Consider the following 21,042-nt stretch of genomic DNA (forward strand, 5'->3'; position numbering starts at 1 on the left):
CCCGTGGACTTGAGATCCGTCATCGCCCCGATTTCGCGCGTTTCCCCACTTTTTCTTGCCGTACGCCTGAGCATTGTTGGCGTGTTTGTCGGGGTTGTCAGCCCGCAAGCGATGGCCGCGTGTACGCCCGCCAGCCCGACGGCGGGTGCGACGGTGACCTGTAGCGGCGTGCCGTCGTTGCCGCTGTTTCTCAACACCTTCTCCAGCGCGGTGAATGACCTCACCGTCAACGTCAATGCCGGCGCGCAACTCAACGCCACCCTGGGCGGGCAGGCGTTGACCCTCACGGGCAACAACATCACGTTGAATAACGCCGGGACCATTGACCCTTCGTTACTCGGCGCACTCAGCGTGTTAAGCACGGGCGCGGTCATCGGCAATACCGGCGCTTCGGTGGTCAACATCAGCAACGCCGCCACCGGGATCATTCGCGGTACCGGCGCCTTGCTGGGCGTCAACCTGGCCAGTCTCAACGGCATGGCGCTGAACCTCAGTAACGGCGTTGGCGGCAGCACCAACATCGTCAACAACGGCAGCCTCGGCTCGGTCTCCCTGGCGGGCCTGACGCTGTTTCCCGCCGACACCCCGATCGTCGCGGTCACTGGTGGTTCTCAAGTCAACGTGATCAACGCCGGCACAGTCACTGGGCGCATGGCGTTCGAAACCTCGGCCAGCGGCAATACCTTCATCAACTCCGGCACCATCAGTGGCGGCGTGTCGATGGGGGCGGGCAGCACCAACACCTTCACCGCGATTACCGGTTCAACCATTTCCGCTGGCGGCGGCATCGGCCTGGCATTGGGCGGGCTGCTCGGCGTCAACCTGACCTTCGCACCGACCGGGCAGATTGACGGCGGCGCTGGCGGGGTCAACACGTTGACCCTGCAGAACCCGATTGGCCTCGGCGGCGGCACCACTGGGGCCGGCACGGTGTCCAGCGACAACTACGTCAACTTCAACAACCTGACGGTCAACAGCGGCACCTGGACGCTGCAAGGTCCGGTGGTCACCGGCAGCACCACGCTCAATGGCGGTATCGCCCAATTCAACAACAGCGCGGCGTTCGGCAGCGGCGTACTGACGGCCAATGGCGGCGGGTTGCAGGCGAGCACTGGCGGCTTGACCCTGAGCAACCTGATCAACCTCGGCGCCAGCGGTTTGCAACTGATGGGCAGCAACGCCATCACGCTCGGCAACGTGATCAGCGGCAGCGGCGGCCTGACCAAGACTGGCAGCGGCCAACTGATCCTCAATGGCGCCAACACCTATTTGGGCAGCACCACCCTCAACGGCGGCTCGGTGCAACTGGGTAATGATCAGGCGTTCAGCACTGGCACGGTAACCGTCGGCGGTTCGACCGTACTGCAAGCGCCCGGCGCTGTCACGCTGAACAATGCCTTGGTGCTCAACAGCGCGCTCGGCACTTCCGGCGTCGGCAGCCTGACCCTCGCGGGTGCGATCAGCGGCGCTGGCGGCATTTCGAAAAACGGCAGCGGCACCCTGGCGCTGACCGGCAACAACGCCAGTTATACCGGTAGCACCGACCTTAACGCCGGCACTCTCAGCCTCGCCAACAACAACGCGCTCGGCAGCGGTGCGTTGAACGTTAACGCGGCGGCCAACCTCGACACCACCACCGGTGTAGCGCTGAACAATGCCATCGCGCTGAACGGTAATCTGACCCTCGCCGGGAGCAACGCGCTGACCCTCAATGGGCTGATTTCCGGCACCAGCGGCCTGATCAAAAACGGCGCGTCGACCCTGACGCTGACCGGCAACAACACCTATCAAGGCCCGACCGCACTGAATGCCGGCGCGCTGATTCTGGCGTCCAACACCGCGTTGGGCAGCGGCGCGTTGAACACGGCGGCGGGGACGTCGATCGATGCCAGCATCGCGGTCACGCTGGCCAACGCAGTCAACCTCGGCGCCGACCTGACCGTCGGCGGCACCCAGGCGTTGAACCTGACGGGCGTGGTCAGCGGCGCTGGCGGGCTGATCAAAAATGGCAGCGCCGCATTGGCGCTGGGCGGCAACAATAGCTATGTCGGCGACACCGCGCTCAACGCCGGCTCGCTGATTCTCGGCTCCAACAGCGCGTTGGGCAGCGGCACGTTGAACGCCGCCGCCGGCACCACGCTGGATGCCAGCACCGCCGTTGCGCTGACTAACGCGGTCAACACCGCCGGCAACCTGACCGTCGGCGGCACCTCTAATCTGACCCTCGGCGGGGTGGTCGGCGGCAGCGGCGGGCTGAGCAAAAACGGCGCGGCCAACCTCACACTTAACGGCGCCAACACTTTCCTCGGCGGCACCACGCTCAACGCCGGCAGCCTTACCGTCGGCAACGCCAATGCCTTGGGCAGCGGCGCACTGACCGTGGCCGCCTCTTCGACACTCGACGCCAATACTGGCGTGGCCATCACCAACAACATCATCGCCAACGCCGCACTGAGCGTCGGCGGCAGCAATGCCTTGAGCCTTGGCGGCGTGCTCAGCGGCAGCGGTAACTTGATCAAGAACGGCGCGGCGAATCTGGCGCTGAATGGCGTCAACACTTTCCAGGGCGGCACCACGCTGAATGCCGGCAGTATCACCGTCGGCAACGCCGCTGCATTGAGCACCGGCGCGCTGAACGTCGACGGCGCGAGCACCTTGACCGGCAGTTCGGCGCTGACCCTGAACAACGCAATCAACCTCAATGCCAACCTGACCACTGGCGGCGCCAACGCGCTGACCCTCGGCGGGGTGATTGGCGGCGGCAATGGCCTGATCAAGACCGGCGCTTCGAGCCTGACGCTGACCGGCGCCAATACCTACACCGGCACTACCGCGCTGAATGCCGGGTCGCTGATTGTCGGTTCCAACACGGCGCTGGGCAGCGGCTCGTTGAACGTCTCCGCCGGCACCACGCTCGATGCCAGCACCGCAGCGACGTTGGCCAACGGCGTGAACCTCGCCGGCAACCTGACCGTCGCCGGCAGCAACGCGCTGACCCTCAACGGCACCGTCGCCGGGATTGGCGGGCTGATCAAAAGTGGCGCGGCTGACTTGACGCTCAACCACGCCAATAACTACCTCGGCAACACGGCGCTGAACAGCGGCAAACTGATCGTCGGCGCCAGCGGTGCCTTGGGCTCGGGCGCGTTGAACGCGGCGGGCAATACCACACTGGACAGCAACACGGCGGTCAGCCTGACCAATGCGCTCAACCTCGCCGGTGCGTTGAATGTCGGCGGCAGCGCCGACCTGACCCTGGCGGGCACCGTCAACGGCGCCGGCAGCCTGGTGAAAAACGGCGCGGCGAATCTGATCCTCAACGGTTCCAACAACTTCCTCGGCGGCACCACGCTGAACGCCGGCACCGTGACCGTCGGCAGCAACTCGGCACTGGGGCTGGGCAACCTCACTGTTGGCGGCGCAGCGACCCTCAACAGCATTGCGCCGGTCAGCCTCGGCAACAACGTCGTGTTGAATGCCGGCCTGAGCGTCGGCGGCACACAAGCGCTGACCTTGGCCGGCGTGGTCAGCGGCAGCGGCCAATTGATCAAGAATGACGCCGCCAACCTGACTCTTAATGGCATCAACACGTTCCAGGGCGGCACCACGCTCAACGCCGGCAGCCTGACGTTGGGCAGTGGCGCCGCGCTTGGCACAGGAGGATTGATCGTCGGCGGCACCTCCACGCTGGATAACAGCGCGGCGTTCACCTTGGCCAACGCGCTGACCCTGAATGCTGACCTGAACGTGGCGGGCAATAACGACCTCAACCTCAGCGGCGTTATCGATGGCGCCGCCGCGCTGAACAAAAACGGCTTGGCCGACCTGACCCTCAGCGGCAACAACAGCTTCACCGGCGCGCTGAACATTCTGTCCGGCAGCGTCACCGCCATCAGCACCGGCGCTTTGGGCAACACCTCCGGGGCCAATGTCAGCGCCGGTGCCAGCCTCAATCTGGGCGCGGATGTCAGCCTCGCCGGCCTCAGCGGCAGCGGTGATGTCGCCATCGGCGCGGGCAGCACGTTGTCGGTCGGCGGCATCAACACCACCAGCACGTTCGACGGTGGTTTGTCCGGCACTGGCGGGCTGACCAAAGTCGGCAGCGGCATCCTCAACCTGACCGGGATCAACGGCATTACGGGCGACACATTGGTCAGCGGCGGCACCCTCGACCTCAGCGGGTCGCTGGGCAGCAGCAACGTCAACGTCGGCAGTGGCGGCACGTTGACCGGCACCGGCTCGTTGCTGGGCACGTTGAACGTGAACAGCGGCGGCCATCTGGCGCTGAGCAGCGGCAACCAGTTGTCCGCGTCTTCGCTGGTGCTGGGCGCCGGCTCGAACATGGACGTAGCGCTCGGCACGCCTTCCACCAGTTCGCTGCTGAACATCGGCGGCAACCTGACCCTCGACGGTTCGCTCAACGTCACCGACGCTGGCGGTTTTGGCGTCGGCGTGTATCGCCTGATCAACTACACCGGCAGCCTCGTCGACCTCGGTCTGGACGTCGGCGCGATTCCCGTCGGTTACAGCCTCGCCGATCTGGCGGTGCAAACCAGCGTCGGCAATCAGATCAACTTGCTGGTCTCGGCACCGAACGTGGCGATCCGTTTCTGGGATGGCAGCCAGTCGATTGCCAACGGCAGCGTCGATGGCGGCACTGGCACGTGGACGGCCGGCGGCACCAACTGGACCTCGGTCAACGGTTTGGTCAATCAGACCTGGGCCAGCGACTTCGCGATTTTCCAAGGCGCGGCGGGCACGGTGACGGTCGACGGTACGCAGACCTTCAACGGCATGCAGTTCGTCACCGATGGCTACAACGTGATCGGCGGTGCGGCGGGGCAACTCACCGCCGTCAATGGCAGCGGCGGCAACACGGCGATCCGCGTTGATCCGGGCGTGACCGCCACCCTCGGCGTCAACATCAATGGCGCCGGCACCCTGGCCAAACTCGACACTGGCACGCTGGTGCTCAACGGCGCCAACGGCTACGCCGGCGGCACGTTGCTCAATGGCGGCACACTGGTGGTGGGCAGCAACAGCGCGCTGGGCAGCGGCACTTTGACCGCCGCGTCGGGCGTGACTCTGGACAGCAACGCGGCAGTGACCCTCGGCAACGCCGTCGATCTGGCCGGCAATCTCAGCGTCGCGGGCAGCAACGCGTTGACCCTCAACGGCGCAATCAGTGGTGTTGGCGGTTTGATCAAAACCGGCGCGGCCAACCTGACCCTCGGCGGCAATAACAGCTTCCTCGGCCCGGTCGCACTGAACGCCGGCGCACTGGTGCTGGCCTCGAACACGGCGCTCGGCAACGGCGTATTGAACGCCGCCAACGGCACCACGCTGGACGCCGCTGCGCCAATCTCCGTCAACAACGCGGTGAACCTCGCCGGCAACCTTGGCATCGGCGGCAGCGCTGATCTGACCCTCACCGGCAACCTCAACGGCGCTGGCAGCCTGACCAAGAACGGCGCGGCCAACCTGACTTTGAATGGCAGCAATGGCTTCCTCGGTGGCGTCAACCTCAACGCCGGGACCTTGACCGCCGGCAATGCGGCGGCGCTGGGACTGGGCAATCTGACCGTCGCGGGCGCTTCGACGCTGGATAACAGCACGGCGTTGAGCCTGGGCAATAATGTGCTGCTGAACGCCAATCTCGCGGTCGCCGGCAGCAATGATCTGACCCTCGGCGGGGTAATCAGCGGCGCTGGAGGCTTGAGCAAAAATGGCGCGGCGAACCTGACCCTCAACGGCGTCAACAGCCTGTCGGGCGGCACCACGCTGAACGCCGGCACCCTGACTCTAGGCAACGCAGCGGCGCTGGGCACGGGCGCACTGACCGTCGCCGGCGCTTCGACGCTCGACAACAGCGCGGCGCTGGTGCTGGCCAACAACCTTAACGTCAATGCTGCGCTGGACATCACCGGCAGCAACAACCTGACGCTGGCCGGGGTCGTCGCGGGCGCAGGCACGTTGATCAAAAACGGCGCAGCCGACCTGACCCTCAGCGGCAACAACACCTTCACCGGCACCTTCGATGTGGCAAACGGCAGCCTGACCACCCTCAGCACCACGGCACTGGGTAACAACGCCGCGGTCAATCTGGGCGCGGGCACTAACCTCAACCTCGGCGCGTCCGGCAGCATTGCCAGCCTGAGCGGCAGCGGCACCGCGCAAATCGGCGCGGGCAATACGCTGAGCATTGGCGGCAACAACGCCAACGCCACGTTCGACGGTGTACTCGATGGCAGCGGTTTGCTGGCGAAACTCGGCAGCGGCACGCTCAACCTGACCGGCGCCAACAGCCTGACCGGCGACACCAGCATCGACGCCGGCACCTTGAACGTCAGCGGTTCGCTGGCGAGTACCAACGTCGCCGTCAATAGCGGCGCGACCCTGACTGGCAGCGGTGCGCTCGCAGGCGCGGTGAATGTTTCCGACGGCGGTCACCTTGCACTGGCGACCGGCAGCACGCTGTCGGTGGGTGCGTTGGCGTTGAGCGGCAATTCCAACCTCGATGTCGGCCTCGGTGTGCCCGTGGTCGGTGGCGGTAACGCGCTGCTGAATGTCGGCGGCAACTTGACCCTCGACGGTGCCTTGAACGTCAGCGACATCGGCGGTTTTGGCAGTGGCGTGTATCGGCTGATCGACTACGTCGGCGGCTTGACCGACAACGGTCTGCAGGTCGGCAACGTGCCGGGCAGTGTGCTGCCGGGTGATCTGCAAGTGCAGACTGCGCTGGCCAATCAGGTGAACTTGCTGGTAACCGCACCGAACGTCACCGTGCAATTCTGGGACGGCGCGCAACTGCTCGGCAACGGCGCGGTCGATGGCGGCAGCGGCACGTGGGGCAGCGGCACCAGCAACTGGACCAACGTCAACGGCACCGCCAATCAGGCGTGGGCCAACAGCTTTGCGGTGTTCCAGGGCACGGCGGGTGATGTCACCCTCAACGGAGCGCAAGCGATCACCGGCATGCAGTTCGCCAGCAACGGCTACCGCTTGTTGAATGGCACGGCCGGCGAACTGACGCTGGTCAACGGCAGCCTCGGCAACTCGACGTTCCGCGTCGATCCGAACGCTACCGCGACCGTCGACGTAGCGATCAATGGCGCCGGCACTTTGGGCAAATACGACGCCGGCACTTTGGTGCTCAACGGCGCCAACGGCTACACCGGCGGCACCGCGCTGAACGGCGGCACGCTGGTGGTGGGCAATAACGCGGCGCTCGGCAGCGGAGCATTGACCGCCGCGGACGGCACCACGCTGGACAGCAACACTGCCGTCAACCTGGCCAACGCAGTGCTGTTGAACGGTGGATTGAATGTTGGCGGTTCCAACGCCTTGACCCTCAACGCCGTGGTCAGCGGCAGCGGCAGATTGAGCAAAAACGGCTTGGCGCGGCTGACGTTGAACGGCAGCAACACCTACGCCGGCGGCACTCAATTGAATGCCGGCACGCTGGTGCTCGGCAACAACAGCGCAATCGGCACTGGCGCACTGGACGTTGCTGGCACCGCGCAACTCGACAGCACGGCCGCGCTGCAACTGGCCAACGACATCAACCTCGACGGCCAGCTGAGCCTGGCGGGCACGCAGGACACCGCGCTCAGTGGCGACATCGCCGGCACCGGCAGCCTGGTGAAAAACGGCAGCGGCGCCTTGTTGCTCAGCGGGTCCAACACCTACAGCGGCGGCACCACGCTGAACGGCGGCAGCACCAGTGGCACCACCGCCAGCCTGCAAGGCGCGATCGTCAACAACGCCGCGCTGACCTTCGAGCAAACCAGCGACGGCACCTACACCGGCAACCTCACTGGCGCCGGCACGCTGAACAAAACCGGGACCGGCGAATTGTTGCTGACCGGCACCAACAGCTTTACCGGCGACACCAACGTGCAGGCCGGTTCGCTGATGGTCGACGGCACGCTGAACAGCGCCAAGGTCACCGTCGCCAGCGGCGCCACTCTCGGTGGCAGCGGGCAACTCGGCGGCGCCGTGCAACTGGCCAGCGACGCAACATTGGTCGGTGGCGGCAACGTTGCGCCGCTGTCATTCGGCACGCTGGCGTTGGCCTCGGGCACGGTGCTCGACTTCACCCTCGGCGCGGCGACGGCTTCGACCAATGTGGTGAATGTCGCCGGTAACCTGACCCTCGACGGCACGCTGAACATCACTGATGCCGGCGGCTTTGGCACGGGCGTCTATCAACTGTTCCGCTACGGCGGTGCCCTGACCAACAATGGTTTGATCTACGGCAGCTTGCCCGGCGCGGTATTGCCGGCGAGCCTGACCTTGCAAACGGCGTTGGCCAATCAGGTCAATCTGCTGGTGGAAAGTGCGCCGGGCCAGGTGCAGTTCTGGAACGGCGACAAAACCAATGCTGACGGCACGATTGGCGGCGGCAGCGGCACCTGGGGTTCGGACACCAACTGGACCAACGCCAACGGCACCGTCAGCGAGGGTTCGAACAATCAGTTCGCAGTCTTTGGCGGGCAGGGCGGCACTGTCACCGTGGTCGGCAATCAGGGCTTTACCGGGTTGCAAGTGCTCGACAACGGTTATCGCCTGGTCGCAGGCGCGGACGGCAGTTTGAGCCCGATCAATGCGCTCGATGGCAGTCTGGCGGCCGTGCGCGTCAACAGTGGCGTGACCACGGAAATCGCCGCGCCGCTGGTGGGCACTGGCGGTATCGAGAAACTCGATTCCGGCACGTTGGTGCTCAGCGGCGCCAACACCTATAGCGGCGGCACCATTGTCAGCGGCGGCACGCTGGTCGGTAATACTGCCAGCCTGCAGGGTCGCTTCCTGATCAATGCGCGGATGCTGTTCGCCCAGCTCAGCAGCGGCCGGTTCAACGGCGTGCTCAGCGGCACCGGCAACGTGGTCAAGCAGGGCGCAGGTTTGTTGTTGCTGACCGGTGATCAGCCGTTCAGCGGCACAGTCGATGTCGAGCAAGGCACGTTGCAAGTCGGCGACAGCAGCACGCCAAGCACCCTCGGTGGCCAGGTCAATGTCGCCAATGGCGCGGCGTTGAGCGGCAATGGCAGCGTCGGTTCGATCAACAACAACGGGCTGGTGGTCTCCGGTGCCAATGCCAGGGTGCTGCGCGTCGCCGGCAACCTGACCAACGCGCCAACCGGCGTGCTGGCGCTGACCGTCACTTCGCCAACCGTCACGCCTTTGGCGGTCGGTGGCGCGGCAACCCTCGGCGGCGGTCTGGTGGTGAACAATCTGCTGCCCTATACCGGCGATGCGTCCTATGCGCTGATCACGGCGGGCGGCGGCGTCAACGGCACGTTCAGCGCCACCGATCTGCCGGAGCAGGCGTTCCTCGACACTTCGCTGGTGTACAACGCCAACGAGGTGGCACTGAGCGTCAGCCGCAATCAAAACTCGTTCGCCGCGGTCGCTGCTACCAGCAACCAACGCGCAGCCGCTTCGGCGCTGAGCAGTAACGGTGTGGCGGGCGCAGCGTTGCAAAACGAGATCGTCAACCTGAGCACGGCCGGTGCCCGTGCGGCATTCGACAGTCTGTCCGGGGAGATTCACGCGAGCACCGCCAGCGCGATTCTCGAAGATTCGCGCTACATCCGCGACGCGGTCAACGACCGCATGCGCCAGCCGTCCTGCAGTGGGCCGGATGATCCGCGCCGCGCGTTGGCGCCCAGCGAAAATCGCCTGACCAGTGGCGGCTGCCACGGCGAAATGGTCGGCTGGATGCGCGCACTTGGCGCCTGGGGCGAGATGGACGGGGGCAATGGCGCCGCCAGTCTTGATCGCAACCTCAGCGGTTTCATGCTCGGCACCGACAAGCAGATCGACGCTCAGTGGCGTGCCGGGATGGCCGCCGGTTACACCCGCAGCGACCTCGACGCGCACGACCGTCGCTCCGACGCCACGGTCGAAAGCTACCACTTGGCGGCGTACCTCAACTCGCAGTTCGATGCCTTGGCGGTGCGTTTGGGCGCGGCTTACAGCTGGCACGACATCGAGACCAAACGCGACGTCAACGTCGGCGCCTACAACGATCGGTTGAAAGGTGATTACGACGCGCGCAGCGCCCAGGTGTTCGGCGAAGTCGGTTACACCGTCGAAGCGGCCGGCATTGCTCTGGAACCGTTTGCCGGCCTGTCCTACGTCAATTACGACAGCGACACGGTGCGTGAGAAGGGCGGCGTCGGGCGCCTGAAAGCGGATTCCAATCAGGACATCACCTTCTCGACCCTGGGCTTGCGCGCCGGCAAAGTCATCACTCTGGCCAACGGCGGGCAATTCACCCCGCGCGCGGCCATCGGCTGGCGCCACGCGTTCGGCGACACCAAACCGGATGCCGACCTGAGCTTCATCGACGGCGGCGCTTCGTTCACCACCCAAGGCGTACCGATCGCCAAGGACAGCGCGCTGCTGGAGGCGGGCGTGGACTTCCAGATCAGCCCGGCCGGCAAACTCGGTCTGGGCTACTCGGGGCAGGTCTCGGGTAAAAACGAGGACCACGCGATGACCATCAGCTTCAGCCTCGGCTTCTGATCGCGGGAGAAGTGTTTTAGCCGCCCGCAAGGGCGGTTTTTTTTGTGCGATCAGTTGAGGCGGTGTGTTGATCGCTCCAACGCGGAGCGCAGGAACGATCATATTTCTTGCGTGAGCCTGCTCGCGATGCGGCCCGAAACGTCGAGATCAATCCGGTCTGCTAGAATCGCCGGCAATTGACCCCACAAGGTGCACCCATGAGCGAGCCGATTCGTCTGACCCAATACAGCCACGGCGCAGGATGCGGTTGCAAGATTTCCCCGCAGGTCCTGGAAGTGATCCTGGCCGGCAGCGGCGCGCAAAACCTCGACCCGAACCTCTGGGTCGGCAACGCCTCGCGCGACGATGCGGCGGTCTACGCCATCGACGACGAACGCGGCGTAGTCTCCACCACTGACTTCTTCATGCCGATCGTCGACGACCCGTTCGACTTCGGCCGCATCGCCGCCACCAACGCGATCAGCGACATCTATGCGATGGGCGGCGATCCCTTGATGGCGATCGCGATCCTCGGCTGGCCGGTCAATGTGCTGGCCCCGGAAATCGCCCGCGAAGTGATTCGCGGCGGTCGCTCGATCTGCGATGAAGCCGGGATTCCGCTGGCCGGCGGCCATTCCATCGACGCCCCGGAGCCGATCTTCGGCCTCGCCGTCACCGGCCTCGTGCAAAAACGCCACATGAAACGCAACGACACCGCCACCGTCGGCTGCCAGTTGTACCTCACCAAACCGCTGGGCATCGGCATCCTCACCACCGCCGAGAAGAAGGGCAAATTGCGCAACGCCGACATCGGCCTTGCTCGCGACTGGATGTGCACGCTGAACAAACCCGGCAGCCGCTTCGGCAAACTGGCCGGCGTCACCGCGATGACCGACGTCACCGGTTTCGGCCTGCTCGGCCATCTGGTGGAAATGGCCGATGGCAGCAACGTTACCGCGCGCATCGAATACCAACGCGTGCCACGTCTGGCCGGCGTGGAGTATTACCTCGAACAGGGCTGCGTGCCCGGCGGCACCTTGCGCAACTTCGACAGCTACGCGAGCAAACTCGGGCGTCTGCAGGAACTGCACAAACGCGTATTGTGCGACCCGCAAACCAGCGGCGGTCTGCTGATCGCGGTCACGCCCGAGGGTAATGCAGAGTTCCTCGCAGTCGCCGCCGAACTCGGCCTCGATCTTCAACCAATCGGCGAATTGGTCGAGCGACAGACCAACGCGGTCGAGGTGTTTTGATGCCCATCGAATACACCGATTACCGCGACATCTTTCTCAACGACCGACCGATGATGGACGCGCGCGCGCCGGTCGAGTTTCTCAAGGGCTCGTTCCCCGGCGTGGTCAACTTGCCGCTGATGAACGACCACGAACGCCAACGCATCGGCACTTGCTACAAACAGCACGGCCAGGAAGCGGCGATCACCCTCGGCCATCAATTGGTCTCGGGCGACATCAAGGCTGAACGTATCCAGGCCTGGGCTGATTTTGCCCGAGCGCATCCTGACGGTTATTTGTATTGTTTTCGCGGCGGCTTGCGCTCGCAGACCGTCCAGCACTGGCTCAAGGACGAGGCGGGCATTGACTATCCGCGGATCGGCGGTGGTTACAAAGCCATGCGCACGTTCTTGCTGGAGACGGTTGATCAGGCGATTGCGCAATGCGATTTTGTCCTGCTCGGCGGCATGACTGGCACCGGCAAGACCGAAGTGCTGGTGCAACTGAACAACGGCCTCGATCTGGAGGGTTACGCCAATCATCGCGGCTCCAGTTTCGGCAAACGCGCCACCGGCCAACCCTCGAATATCGACTTTGAAAACCGCCTGGCGGTGGACGTGCTGAAGAAGCGCGCCCAAGGCATCGAGCAATTTGTGCTGGAAGACGAGAGCCGCGCGGTGGGCAGTTGCGCGTTGCCGCTGCCGCTGTACCAAGGCATGCAGCAGTTCCCGATGGTCTGGCTCGAAGACAGCCTTGAAGGACGTGTCGAGCGGATCTTGCAAGATTACGTGGTCGACCTGTGCGCCGAATTCATCGAGGTGCATGGCGAAGAAGGCTTCGCGCTGTTTTCCGAGCGCTTGCTGGAAAGTCTCAACAACGTGCAAAAACGCCTCGGCGGCGAACGCCATCGGCGCATGTTGCTGCTGATGGAAGAGGCGTTGATCGAACAGGCGCGCAGCGGTGCAGTGGATCTGCATAGGGCGTGGATCGAGGGTTTGCTCAGCGAATATTACGACCCGATGTATGCCTTTCAGCGTGAGAAAAAAGGCACGCGGATCGAGTTCGCCGGGGAGCGCGGGGCGGTGATTGAGTACTTGCGCGAGCGGAATAGTCGGCGGGTTTGATGTTGTCCGGGCTGACGCTTTCGCGGGCAAGCCTCGCTCCTACAGTGGTCGCATACAACCTGTAGGAGCGAGGCTCGCCCGCGAAGAGGCCCGATAAGCCGCTCAATCCCTTAAAGCAACGCCGCCCCAATCAGCCCGCACACCACACCAATCGCCATCGTCATCAGCGCCACGCTGACCAACACCCGCGTATCGAAATCCTTGCGCAGCATCAGCAGCGACGGCAGGCTGATGCTCGGCAGCGTCATCAGCAGCGCAACCGCCGGCGCAGTGCCCATGCCCAGGGTCATCATGGTTTGCACGATCGGGATTTCCGCAGCAGTCGGGATCACGAACAGCGTGCCGATGATCGCCAGCGGCACCAGCCACAACAGGCTGTCGGCCATCGCGCCGTCAATGTGCGGGAACACCCAGACGCGCACCGCGCCGAGCACCAGCACCGCCAGGATGTAGATCGGAATGGTGCTCCAGAACAGTTGCCAGATCGTCCGGCCCCAGCGCGTCAGGAAGGGTTGCGAATCGACTTCGCGAGCCTCGGCGACCGCTTCGACAGCGGCTTCAGGCAAGACTTCCGGGCCGGAAATCCGCTGCGCCACCCACGACACTCCGAACACCAGCACGATGCCCGCCACCAGGCGCAACGCGGTGAAACCCCAGCCGAGCACGAAACCCATGAACACCAGCGTCGCCGGGTTGAGCACCGGGTTGCCGATCCAGAACGCCAGCGCGGCACCGACCGAGACATTCTGCCGGCGCATGCTGGCGGCCACCGGGGCGGCGCAGCACGAGCACATCATGCCGGGCAGGGCGAACAGGCCGCCGCGCAGGGTCGAGGCAAAACCGGCGCGGCCGAACAGGCGCAGCAGCCAGTCTCGTGGAATCAATACTTGCAACAGGGAACCGAGAATTACCGCGAGCACCGCGGCTTTCCAGATCGCGAGGAAATACACCTTGGCATACGCCAGCGCAGCGGCCAGTGGGTCGGCCAATTGATCGTTGATGATCGAGGCGCCGATGCTGTGACTGTCAGCGGCGACGAAGGCCTTGACGTAGTACGGCGACCATTTGACGTAATACAGGCCGACGCAGGCGACCAGCAGGAACAGGGCGGGTTTCCACCAGAATGACCAGCCCCGGGCGGGGGTGGCGGCGGTTGAGAGCGACATGGTGAGGTTCCGGGCAAGAAGAAGTTGCGCTCATGATAGCCCAGCCTCTTCTCACACGGGGTCGCGGCAACGCGTGGGACGTCGCCGACCGGTTATGTAGGACAGGCCTGCGAACCGTTATCCAGCCCTTGTTTGTAAGTGTGGCTCTGCAGGCTGGCCTTGCCGTTGTGCCAGGTCAGGGTCAGCACGTACAGCGAATCGAAGTCGCTCGATTCCCAGTCATCGGTGATGTTCTGCTTCTTGCCGACCGCGTCGCCAGCGACCTTGTTGATCAGCTCGGGCAGGTAGCCGTGGGACCACGCGGTGTAGATGATCGAGTTGTGATACTTGTCTTCGAGCAATTCGTCGGCCAGATCACTGGTGTCATTGGCCGAGTATTCGATGTTCACCGGCAAACCGAGCTTGATCGCGCTGGGGCTGATGGTCATCAGGGGACGAATGTAGCTGTAGGAATTGTCCAACTCGCCTTCCTCGACATTGCGCGTCGGGTTGGCAGCAAACACATAGTCAGCCTTGCCGAATTTCTCTGGCAGCAACGTCGACAGGTTGATCGCACGGTTCAGCCCCTGGCAATTGAGCTGACCGAGGCCGCCATCGGGTTTTTCGGCGTGGCGCAGGAACACCAGGGTCTGGGTGCCGTCGGCCGGTTGGGCGCGGCTCTCGCTCGACTCCAGTGACAGGAACAGCGCACTTGCCGCGAGCACGGTCGGCAGGACGACATAAGCGCGATGCTTGAAACGTTGGGCGAATTTCAGAAGATTGATCATTGAATAAAGGGTTCTTCAGCGTATTCGATTAAGGCTGACAAACCTTTACACCGGGGGCGTCCAGCCTCGAGTGTTTTCCCTGTCGTGGTGCGGTCCGTTTCCATAATGGGCAGTGCTCAGAGTCTCTGATGCCAATTTGGTTCGATTGCCGCGAGTGCGCAGCACTTTAACGGCAACCTTTGATGCTGTGGGTGAAGGATATTGACAGGATGTTGCGGAATTATTTATGAACAGATGGATGAGCTGAAAATGCTGCTGCCGAACCAGTCGATCGTCCCTTATGATCGGCGTTCCAATGTCTGTGTAGATGACCCCATGACCGATCTCTCGGCGTTCCCAATCAGTGCAAAATGGCCGGCCCAGTACCCCGACTGGGTTCAACTCTATTCCTTGCCGACTCCTAACGGCGTCAAGGTCTCGATCATGCTCGAAGAAATCGGCCTGCCGTACGAGCCGCATCGGGTGAGTTTCGAGAGCAATGATCAGCTGTCGCCGGAGTTCATGTCGCTGAACCCGAACAACAAGATCCCGGCGATCATCGACCCCCACGGGCCCGGTGATCAGCCAATGCCGTTGTTTGAGTCCGGGGCGATTCTGATCTACCTCGCCGACAAAAGTGGCCAGTTACTCGCGCAGGAGTCGGCGGCGCGTTACGAGACTCTTCAGTGGTTGATGTTTCAGATGGGCGGTATCGGGCCGATGTTCGGCCAGGTGGGTTTCTTCAATAAATTCGGCGGCAAGGATTACGAGGACAAACGGCCGCGTGATCGTTACGTCGAGGAAAGCAAACGCCTGCTCAAGGTCCTCGATAAACACCTGGACGGGCGCGACTGGATCATGGGCGAGCGCTACACGATTGCCGACATCGCGACGTTTCCATGGATTCGTAACCTGATCGGCTTTTATGAGGCTGGCGATCTGGTCGGCATCAGCAACTTCCCGAATATCCTCCGCGTGCTGCAGCGCTTCCTCGCGCGGCCGGCGGTGATCCGGGGTCTGGAAATTCCCAAGTAACGTTGTTCAGGATCAAGGATGGCCATGCGCTCTTATTCGTTCAAACAAGTCGATGTGTTCAGTCGCACGCCGCTCAAGGGCAATCCGTTAGCGGTGGTGTTCAACGCTGACGGGCTCAGTGATGAGCGCATGGCGGCGTTCGCGAGCTGGACCAATCTCAGCGAAACCACGTTTGTGCTGGAGCCCCGCGACCCGCGCGCCGATTACCGGGTGCGGATTTTCACCACGCTGTCCGAGCTGCCGTTTGCCGGGCATCCGACGTTGGGCACTTGTCATGCGTGGCTGGAGGCGGGCGGCGTGCCGCAGGGTGACGAGGTCATTCAGGAATGCGGCGTCGGGCTGGTACGGATTCGCCGACAGGGCGCGCAGTTGGCGTTTCTCGCGCCGCCGCTGTTGCGCACCGGGCCGGTCGAGGCTGATGTGCTGGAGCGCGTTCGACGCGGGCTCGGGTTGCCGGCAGCGGCGATCGTTCGCGCGCAATGGGTGGATAACGGTGCGGGCTGGTTGGCGGTGATGGTCGAAGATCGCCAGCAGGTGCTGGATTTGCAACCGGATCATTCGCAGATGCTTGGCCTGGCGGTGGGGGTGATCGCGCCGTGGAACGCCGAGCGTGACGGCAATAACGCGCAGTTCGAAGTTCGCGCGTTTATCTCCGGCGACGGCATGCCCGAAGACCCGGCCACCGGCAGCCTCAACGCTGGCATCGCGCAATGGTTGCTGGGCGCAGGGCTGGCGCCTGAATCGTATGTGGTCAGCCAGGGCCTGAGCATGGGCCGCGCCGGGCGCATTCAAGTGGAACGGATCGGCGATGAAATCTGGATCGGCGGCGCGGCAGTGACCTGCATCGACGGCACATTGACGCTGTAACCGCCTACCGCCGCCAAACTTGTGGGAGTGAGCCTGCTCGCGATAGCGGTCGCTCAGTCACGATAAATGTCGCCTGACATGACCCCATCGCGAGCAAGCTCGCTCCCACATTTGAACTCGGGTGGCCGCAGATTTTATGGTTGCCATCACCCCCTGTAGGAGCGAGCCTGCTCGCGATAGCGGTCGCTCAGTCACTATTAATGTCGCCTGACACGGCGCCATCGCGAGCAGGCTCGCTCCTACAGGGATTTATGTTCCTTCATGGCAAATGGATGCGCCCGACGGCAATTATTGCCGGAGCGGTAACGGTTTTTTTCCAGCCTGATGTTTGTGCCCGGCGCCTGACAGGGCATAAGCTTCGCGCCCTGATACTTTTGTCTTATCGCCGTTTTCCCAGGAATGCCCATGTCCAGCCAGTTCCCCGAAGCACGTCCACGCCGTCTGCGCCGCAATGCGAGCCTGCGCAGCCTGTTCCAGGAAACCGAATTCAGCCTGAATGACCTGGTGCTGCCGATTTTCGTCGAGGAAGAAATCGACGACTTCGTACCGATCAAAAGCATGCCCGGCGTAATGCGCATTCCCGAGTCGAAACTGGCGGGCGAGATCGAGCGTTACGCCAATGCCGGGATCAAATCGGTGATGACCTTCGGCGTCTCCCACCATCTGGACAGCACCGGCAGCGACACCTGGAACGGCAACGGTCTGGTGTCGCGCATGGCGCGGATCGCCAAGGATGCGGTGCCGGAAATGATCGTCATGTCCGACACCTGCTTCTGCGAATACACCGATCACGGCCACTGCGGCGTGGTGCACAACCATGAAGTCGACAACGACCAGACGCTGGTCAATCTGGGCAAACAAGCGGTGGCGGCGGCACGTGCTGGCGCTGATGTGATCGCCCCGTCGGCAGCGATGGATGGCCAGGTTCTGGCGATTCGCCGCGCGCTGGATGAAGCCGGTTTCACCCAAACGGCGATCATGGCGTATTCGACCAAATTCGCCTCGGCGCTGTATGGCCCGTTCCGCGAGGCCGGCGGCAGCGCGTTGAAAGGTGATCGCAAAAGCTACCAGATGAACCCGATGAACCGCCGCGAAGCGGTGCGCGAATCGCTGCTGGACGAACAGGAAGGCGCCGACGCGCTGATGGTCAAACCGGCCGGCGCGTACCTGGACATCATCCGCGACATCCGCGAAGTGTCGCGTTTGCCACTGTCGGCGTACCAGGTCAGCGGCGAGTACGCGATGATCAAATTCGCGGCCCAGGCCGGCGCAATTGACGAAGACCGCGTGGTCCGCGAAAGCCTCGGCGCCATCAAACGCGCCGGCGCCGACCTGATCTTCACCTACTTCGCCATGGACCTGGCCCTGGCCGGGATCTGACCAGCCCCACGCCCACAACGGTTTTGCGTTGGTCTGGGATTTTGTAGACACATCCAATCCCCCTGTAGGAGTGAGCCTGCTCGCGATGGCGGTAGTTCAGCCAACACAGATGCAAGCTGACCCACCGCATTCGCGAGCAAGCTCAGCTCCCACAGGGGATTTTGCGTTTGTCCGAGATTTTGTAGACACATCCAGTCCCCCTGTGGGAGCGAGCTTGCTCGCGATAGCGATGTGTCAGCCAACACAGATGCAAGCTGACCCACCGCATTCGCGAGCAAGCTCAGCTCGTACAGGGGATTTTTCGTTGGTCCGAGATTTTGTAGACACATCCAGTCCCCCTGTGGGAGCGAGCTTGCTCGCGATAGCGATGTGTCAGCCAACACAGATGCAAGCTGACCCACCGCATTCGCGAGCAAGCTCAGCTCCTACAGATTTTTGTGTTGGTCCGAGATTTTGTAGACACATCCAATCCCCTGTGGGAGCGAGCTTGCTCGCGATAGCGATGTGTCAGCCAAACCGATGCAAGCTGACCCACCGCATTCGCGAGCAAGCTCAGCTCCTACAGGGGATTTTTTGGGCCTTCGGCTTATTCGGTGGATAAAAAAAGCCCCGCAGCCATTCAGCTGCTGTGCCTTGTTTCAAGCGGCGCAAATCAGAAGTCGATGGTGCCGGACAACTTCGCCACGCGCGGTTCGCCTTGGGTCAGGTAACCAGCCTGGGCCGATTCCCAGTATTTCTCATTGGCCAGGTTTTCGACGTTCAAGCGCAACGTCACGTCTTTCTGGTCAACCTTGAAGCCATAACGCGCGCCGGCGTCAAAGCGATTCCAGGTCGGCAGGCTGAGGTTGTTCGCCGCGTCGGCGTACTGGCCGCCGGTACGCAACATCCGCGCGTTCAGCGCTACGCCCTGCAGGCCCGGCACGTCCCAATCCACGCCCGCGTTGAACTGAAAGGTCGGCACGCCGATCGCGCGGTTGCCGTCGTTGGCGCCGTTCTGGGTGTTTTTCAGTTCAGTGTCCATCAGCGTCAAGCCGCTGATCAGGCGCAAGCCGTCAATCGGTTCGCCGAAGACGTTGAGCTCGACGCCCTTGTTGACCTGCTCGCCTTCACGCACATATTCCGCCGTGGTCGCGCTGGTAGCGATCGAGTAACCGTCGCTCGGCTGCTCGATACGGTACACGCCGAGGCTGGCGCCGTAGGTGCCCATGTCAATTTTGACCCCGGCTTCAACCTGCTTCGAACGGGCCGGCGCATAGACTTCGTTGCCGTTGGTCACGATCAAGTTGCCGGAAGTGGTCGGCGAGGTCGGACCTTCTGCCAAACCTTCGATGCGGTTGGCGTAGAACGACACGTGGTCCCACGGCTTGAACACGATGCCGTAGACCGGCGTGGTGATCGATTCGTCATAGGCCGAAGTGCGGCTGCCGGAGCCGTAAGGCGCATAACCGTAACCCTGGACCACCAACTGCTGGCGGCGCAGACCGACGGTCAGCAACAGGCGATCGTCGAAGAAACCGAGGGTGTCGGATACGGCGGCGCTGCGGTTGAACGACTTGCCGACGATGCCCGGATCGTTGAGGTCGCCGCCCGAGAAATTGCCGACCGGCGCCGGTGTGTTCACCGGGTGATAGATGTTGTTGGAGTAGCGCGTCAGGTCGAAATCGTAAGCGCTGCGCTGTTCGGTCCAGATCCCGGCGAGGCCGAAATTCAGTTTGTGGGTGACCGGGCCGGTGGCGAATCGGCCATTGAGGCCGGCCATGACGCTGGTGTTGTCTTCGTCATGCGGGATGAACGAACCGGTGGTGGTCGAAGCGCCGCTGTTGCCGACCAGCGTGGTCGAATTGTAGAGCCCGGTTTCGCGAGTGTGCTTGGCGCCGCCAGCGGCGTAGGCGGTCCAGTTGTCGTTGAGATCGTACTCGGCGCGGAGCATGCCGAACGTGTCTTCGATCTCGGTGAAACCCCATTTCGGCGCGTAGTTGGTGTCCGCCGATGGCGCGTCCGGGATGTGCGTGGTGTTGCCGAGGTTGACCGTGTTGCGCCCGCCGTTGACGCGCTGTTTCTGGTAGGCGAAATCGCCGGAAATGCGCAGCGCGTCGCCGCGATAATCGAGGCCGACCGAGAACAGTTTCGAGCGCTGATTCTCGTGGTCGATGCCGGTGTCGCCTTCACGCTGGGCGAGGTTGACCCGCGCGCCGAAACGGTTGTCTTCACCGAAACGCTGACTGAGGTCGAGGTGCTGGCCGCGGCGACCTTCGTCGTTGATGTCGGTGGTGAAGCGACGCAGCGGCACGTCACCGGCACGCTTGGGTTGCAAGTTGACGCCGCCGCCGATGCCGGAGCCGGTCGGGGTCACGCCGTTAATGAAGGCGTTCGGGCCTTTGAACACTTCCACGCGCTCCAGAGCGTCAGTGGAAATGATCTGGCGCGGCAGGACGCCGTACAGGCCGTTGTAGGAAATATCGTCGCCGGTCAACGGCAAGCCGCGGATCATGAAGATCTGTGCCTGGTTGGAGAAACCGGACGCCTGGCGCACCGAAGAATCGTTGAGCAGCACGTCGGCGACGTCTTCAGCCTGTTGGTCCTGGATCAACTGTTCGGTGTAGGAAGCCATGCTGAACGGCACGTCCATCATGTCCTGATTGCCCAACACGCCCAATTGGCCGCCGCGCGCGACCTGACCGCCGGCATACACCGGGGGCAGGGCGGCTGCGGCAGTCGGGGCCTGGGCGTTGACGTTTACGTCGTCCAGCACCAAGGCTTTGCTGTCATCTTCGGCGGTGGCGGCTTGCACGCAAACAGGCAGAGCGGAAACAGAGAGGGCGCAAAACAGGGCAAGCAACGTCGGGCGAAATGGAACGCCGGAGCGGGTTGGAGTGAGCATTGTGTCGATCCTGGCGGCGCGCCGCTGGTATGGAAATTGACGGCGCGGGGAACTCCTTGCGCAAATACGACTCCAGGCGCGAATGATAGGTTTTCTCAGTCA

9 protein-coding genes are annotated in these 21,042 nt (G+C 63.2%); 6 read left to right on the forward strand and 3 right to left on the reverse strand.

What is annotated here, in order from left to right; translation table 11 throughout:
* The first annotated feature begins 3 nt into the window (after positions 1 to 3).
* The 3 genes from BLU01_RS23125 to mnmH all read left to right on the forward strand — a co-directional run bounded on the left by BLU01_RS23125 (position 4) and on the right by mnmH (position 12,865).
* A complete protein-coding gene (locus BLU01_RS23125; protein ID WP_092279844.1) occupies positions 4 to 10,530 on the forward strand; it encodes an autotransporter-associated beta strand repeat-containing protein in 10,527 nt (3,508 codons plus the stop codon).
* Between the two features lie 197 nt (positions 10,531 to 10,727).
* Positions 10,728 to 11,762, forward strand: coding sequence for a selenide, water dikinase SelD (gene selD, locus BLU01_RS23130; RefSeq protein WP_092279846.1), 1,035 nt, complete (start codon positions 10,728 to 10,730; stop codon positions 11,760 to 11,762).
* Positions 11,762 to 12,865 (forward strand): tRNA 2-selenouridine(34) synthase MnmH, encoded by a 1,104-nt coding sequence (mnmH, locus tag BLU01_RS23135; RefSeq protein ID WP_092279848.1) that lies wholly within the window; start codon positions 11,762 to 11,764, stop codon positions 12,863 to 12,865. The genes selD and mnmH overlap by 1 nt, the downstream gene beginning before the upstream one ends.
* A gap of 110 nt (positions 12,866 to 12,975) precedes the next feature.
* Here mnmH and BLU01_RS23140 read toward each other — a convergent pair whose 3' ends face one another.
* Together BLU01_RS23140 and BLU01_RS23145 are read right to left on the reverse strand one after the other, a co-directional pair.
* Positions 12,976 to 14,031: a permease gene (locus BLU01_RS23140; protein WP_092279850.1), complete on the reverse strand. Its 1,056-nt coding sequence runs from the start codon at positions 14,029 to 14,031 to the stop codon at positions 12,976 to 12,978.
* 92 nt (positions 14,032 to 14,123) lie between these two features.
* A complete protein-coding gene (locus tag BLU01_RS23145) occupies positions 14,124 to 14,798 on the reverse strand; it encodes a histidine phosphatase family protein (RefSeq protein ID WP_092279852.1) in 675 nt (224 codons plus the stop codon).
* A 315-nt stretch (positions 14,799 to 15,113) separates the two neighbouring features.
* Here BLU01_RS23145 and BLU01_RS23150 point away from each other — a divergent pair, with 315 nt between their 5' ends.
* The 3 genes from BLU01_RS23150 to hemB all read left to right on the forward strand — a co-directional run bounded on the left by BLU01_RS23150 (position 15,114) and on the right by hemB (position 18,059).
* A complete protein-coding gene (locus BLU01_RS23150) occupies positions 15,114 to 15,812 on the forward strand; it encodes a glutathione binding-like protein (RefSeq protein ID WP_092281718.1) in 699 nt (232 codons plus the stop codon).
* Positions 15,813 to 15,836: 24 nt separating this feature from the next.
* A complete protein-coding gene (locus BLU01_RS23155; RefSeq protein ID WP_092281720.1) occupies positions 15,837 to 16,679 on the forward strand; it encodes a PhzF family phenazine biosynthesis protein in 843 nt (280 codons plus the stop codon).
* 405 nt (positions 16,680 to 17,084) lie between these two features.
* Positions 17,085 to 18,059, forward strand: coding sequence for a porphobilinogen synthase (gene hemB, locus BLU01_RS23160; RefSeq protein WP_092279854.1), 975 nt, complete (start codon positions 17,085 to 17,087; stop codon positions 18,057 to 18,059).
* A gap of 652 nt (positions 18,060 to 18,711) precedes the next feature.
* Here hemB and BLU01_RS23165 read toward each other — a convergent pair.
* Positions 18,712 to 20,940, reverse strand: a complete 2,229-nt coding sequence (locus BLU01_RS23165; RefSeq protein WP_092279856.1) for a TonB-dependent receptor — start codon at positions 20,938 to 20,940, stop codon at positions 18,712 to 18,714.
* Positions 20,941 to 21,042 lie beyond the last annotated feature (102 nt).

The sequence above is a fragment of the Pseudomonas prosekii genome (assembly GCF_900105155.1).
Classification (GTDB): Bacteria; Pseudomonadota; Gammaproteobacteria; order Pseudomonadales; family Pseudomonadaceae; genus Aquipseudomonas; species Aquipseudomonas prosekii.

Coding starts and splice junctions, on each gene's coding strand:
- BLU01_RS23140 (WP_092279850.1), bottom strand. CDS start 14,031: ATGTCGCTCTCAACCGCCGCCACCCCCGCCCGGGGCTGGTCATTCTGG.
- BLU01_RS23155 (WP_092281720.1), top strand. CDS start 15,837: ATGCGCTCTTATTCGTTCAAACAAGTCGATGTGTTCAGTCGCACGCCG.
- BLU01_RS23145 (WP_092279852.1), bottom strand. CDS start 14,798: ATGATCAATCTTCTGAAATTCGCCCAACGTTTCAAGCATCGCGCTTAT.
- BLU01_RS23150 (WP_092281718.1), top strand. CDS start 15,114: ATGACCGATCTCTCGGCGTTCCCAATCAGTGCAAAATGGCCGGCCCAG.
- hemB (WP_092279854.1), top strand. CDS start 17,085: ATGTCCAGCCAGTTCCCCGAAGCACGTCCACGCCGTCTGCGCCGCAAT.
- mnmH (WP_092279848.1), top strand. CDS start 11,762: ATGCCCATCGAATACACCGATTACCGCGACATCTTTCTCAACGACCGA.
- BLU01_RS23165 (WP_092279856.1), bottom strand. CDS start 20,940: ATGCTCACTCCAACCCGCTCCGGCGTTCCATTTCGCCCGACGTTGCTT.
- selD (WP_092279846.1), top strand. CDS start 10,728: ATGAGCGAGCCGATTCGTCTGACCCAATACAGCCACGGCGCAGGATGC.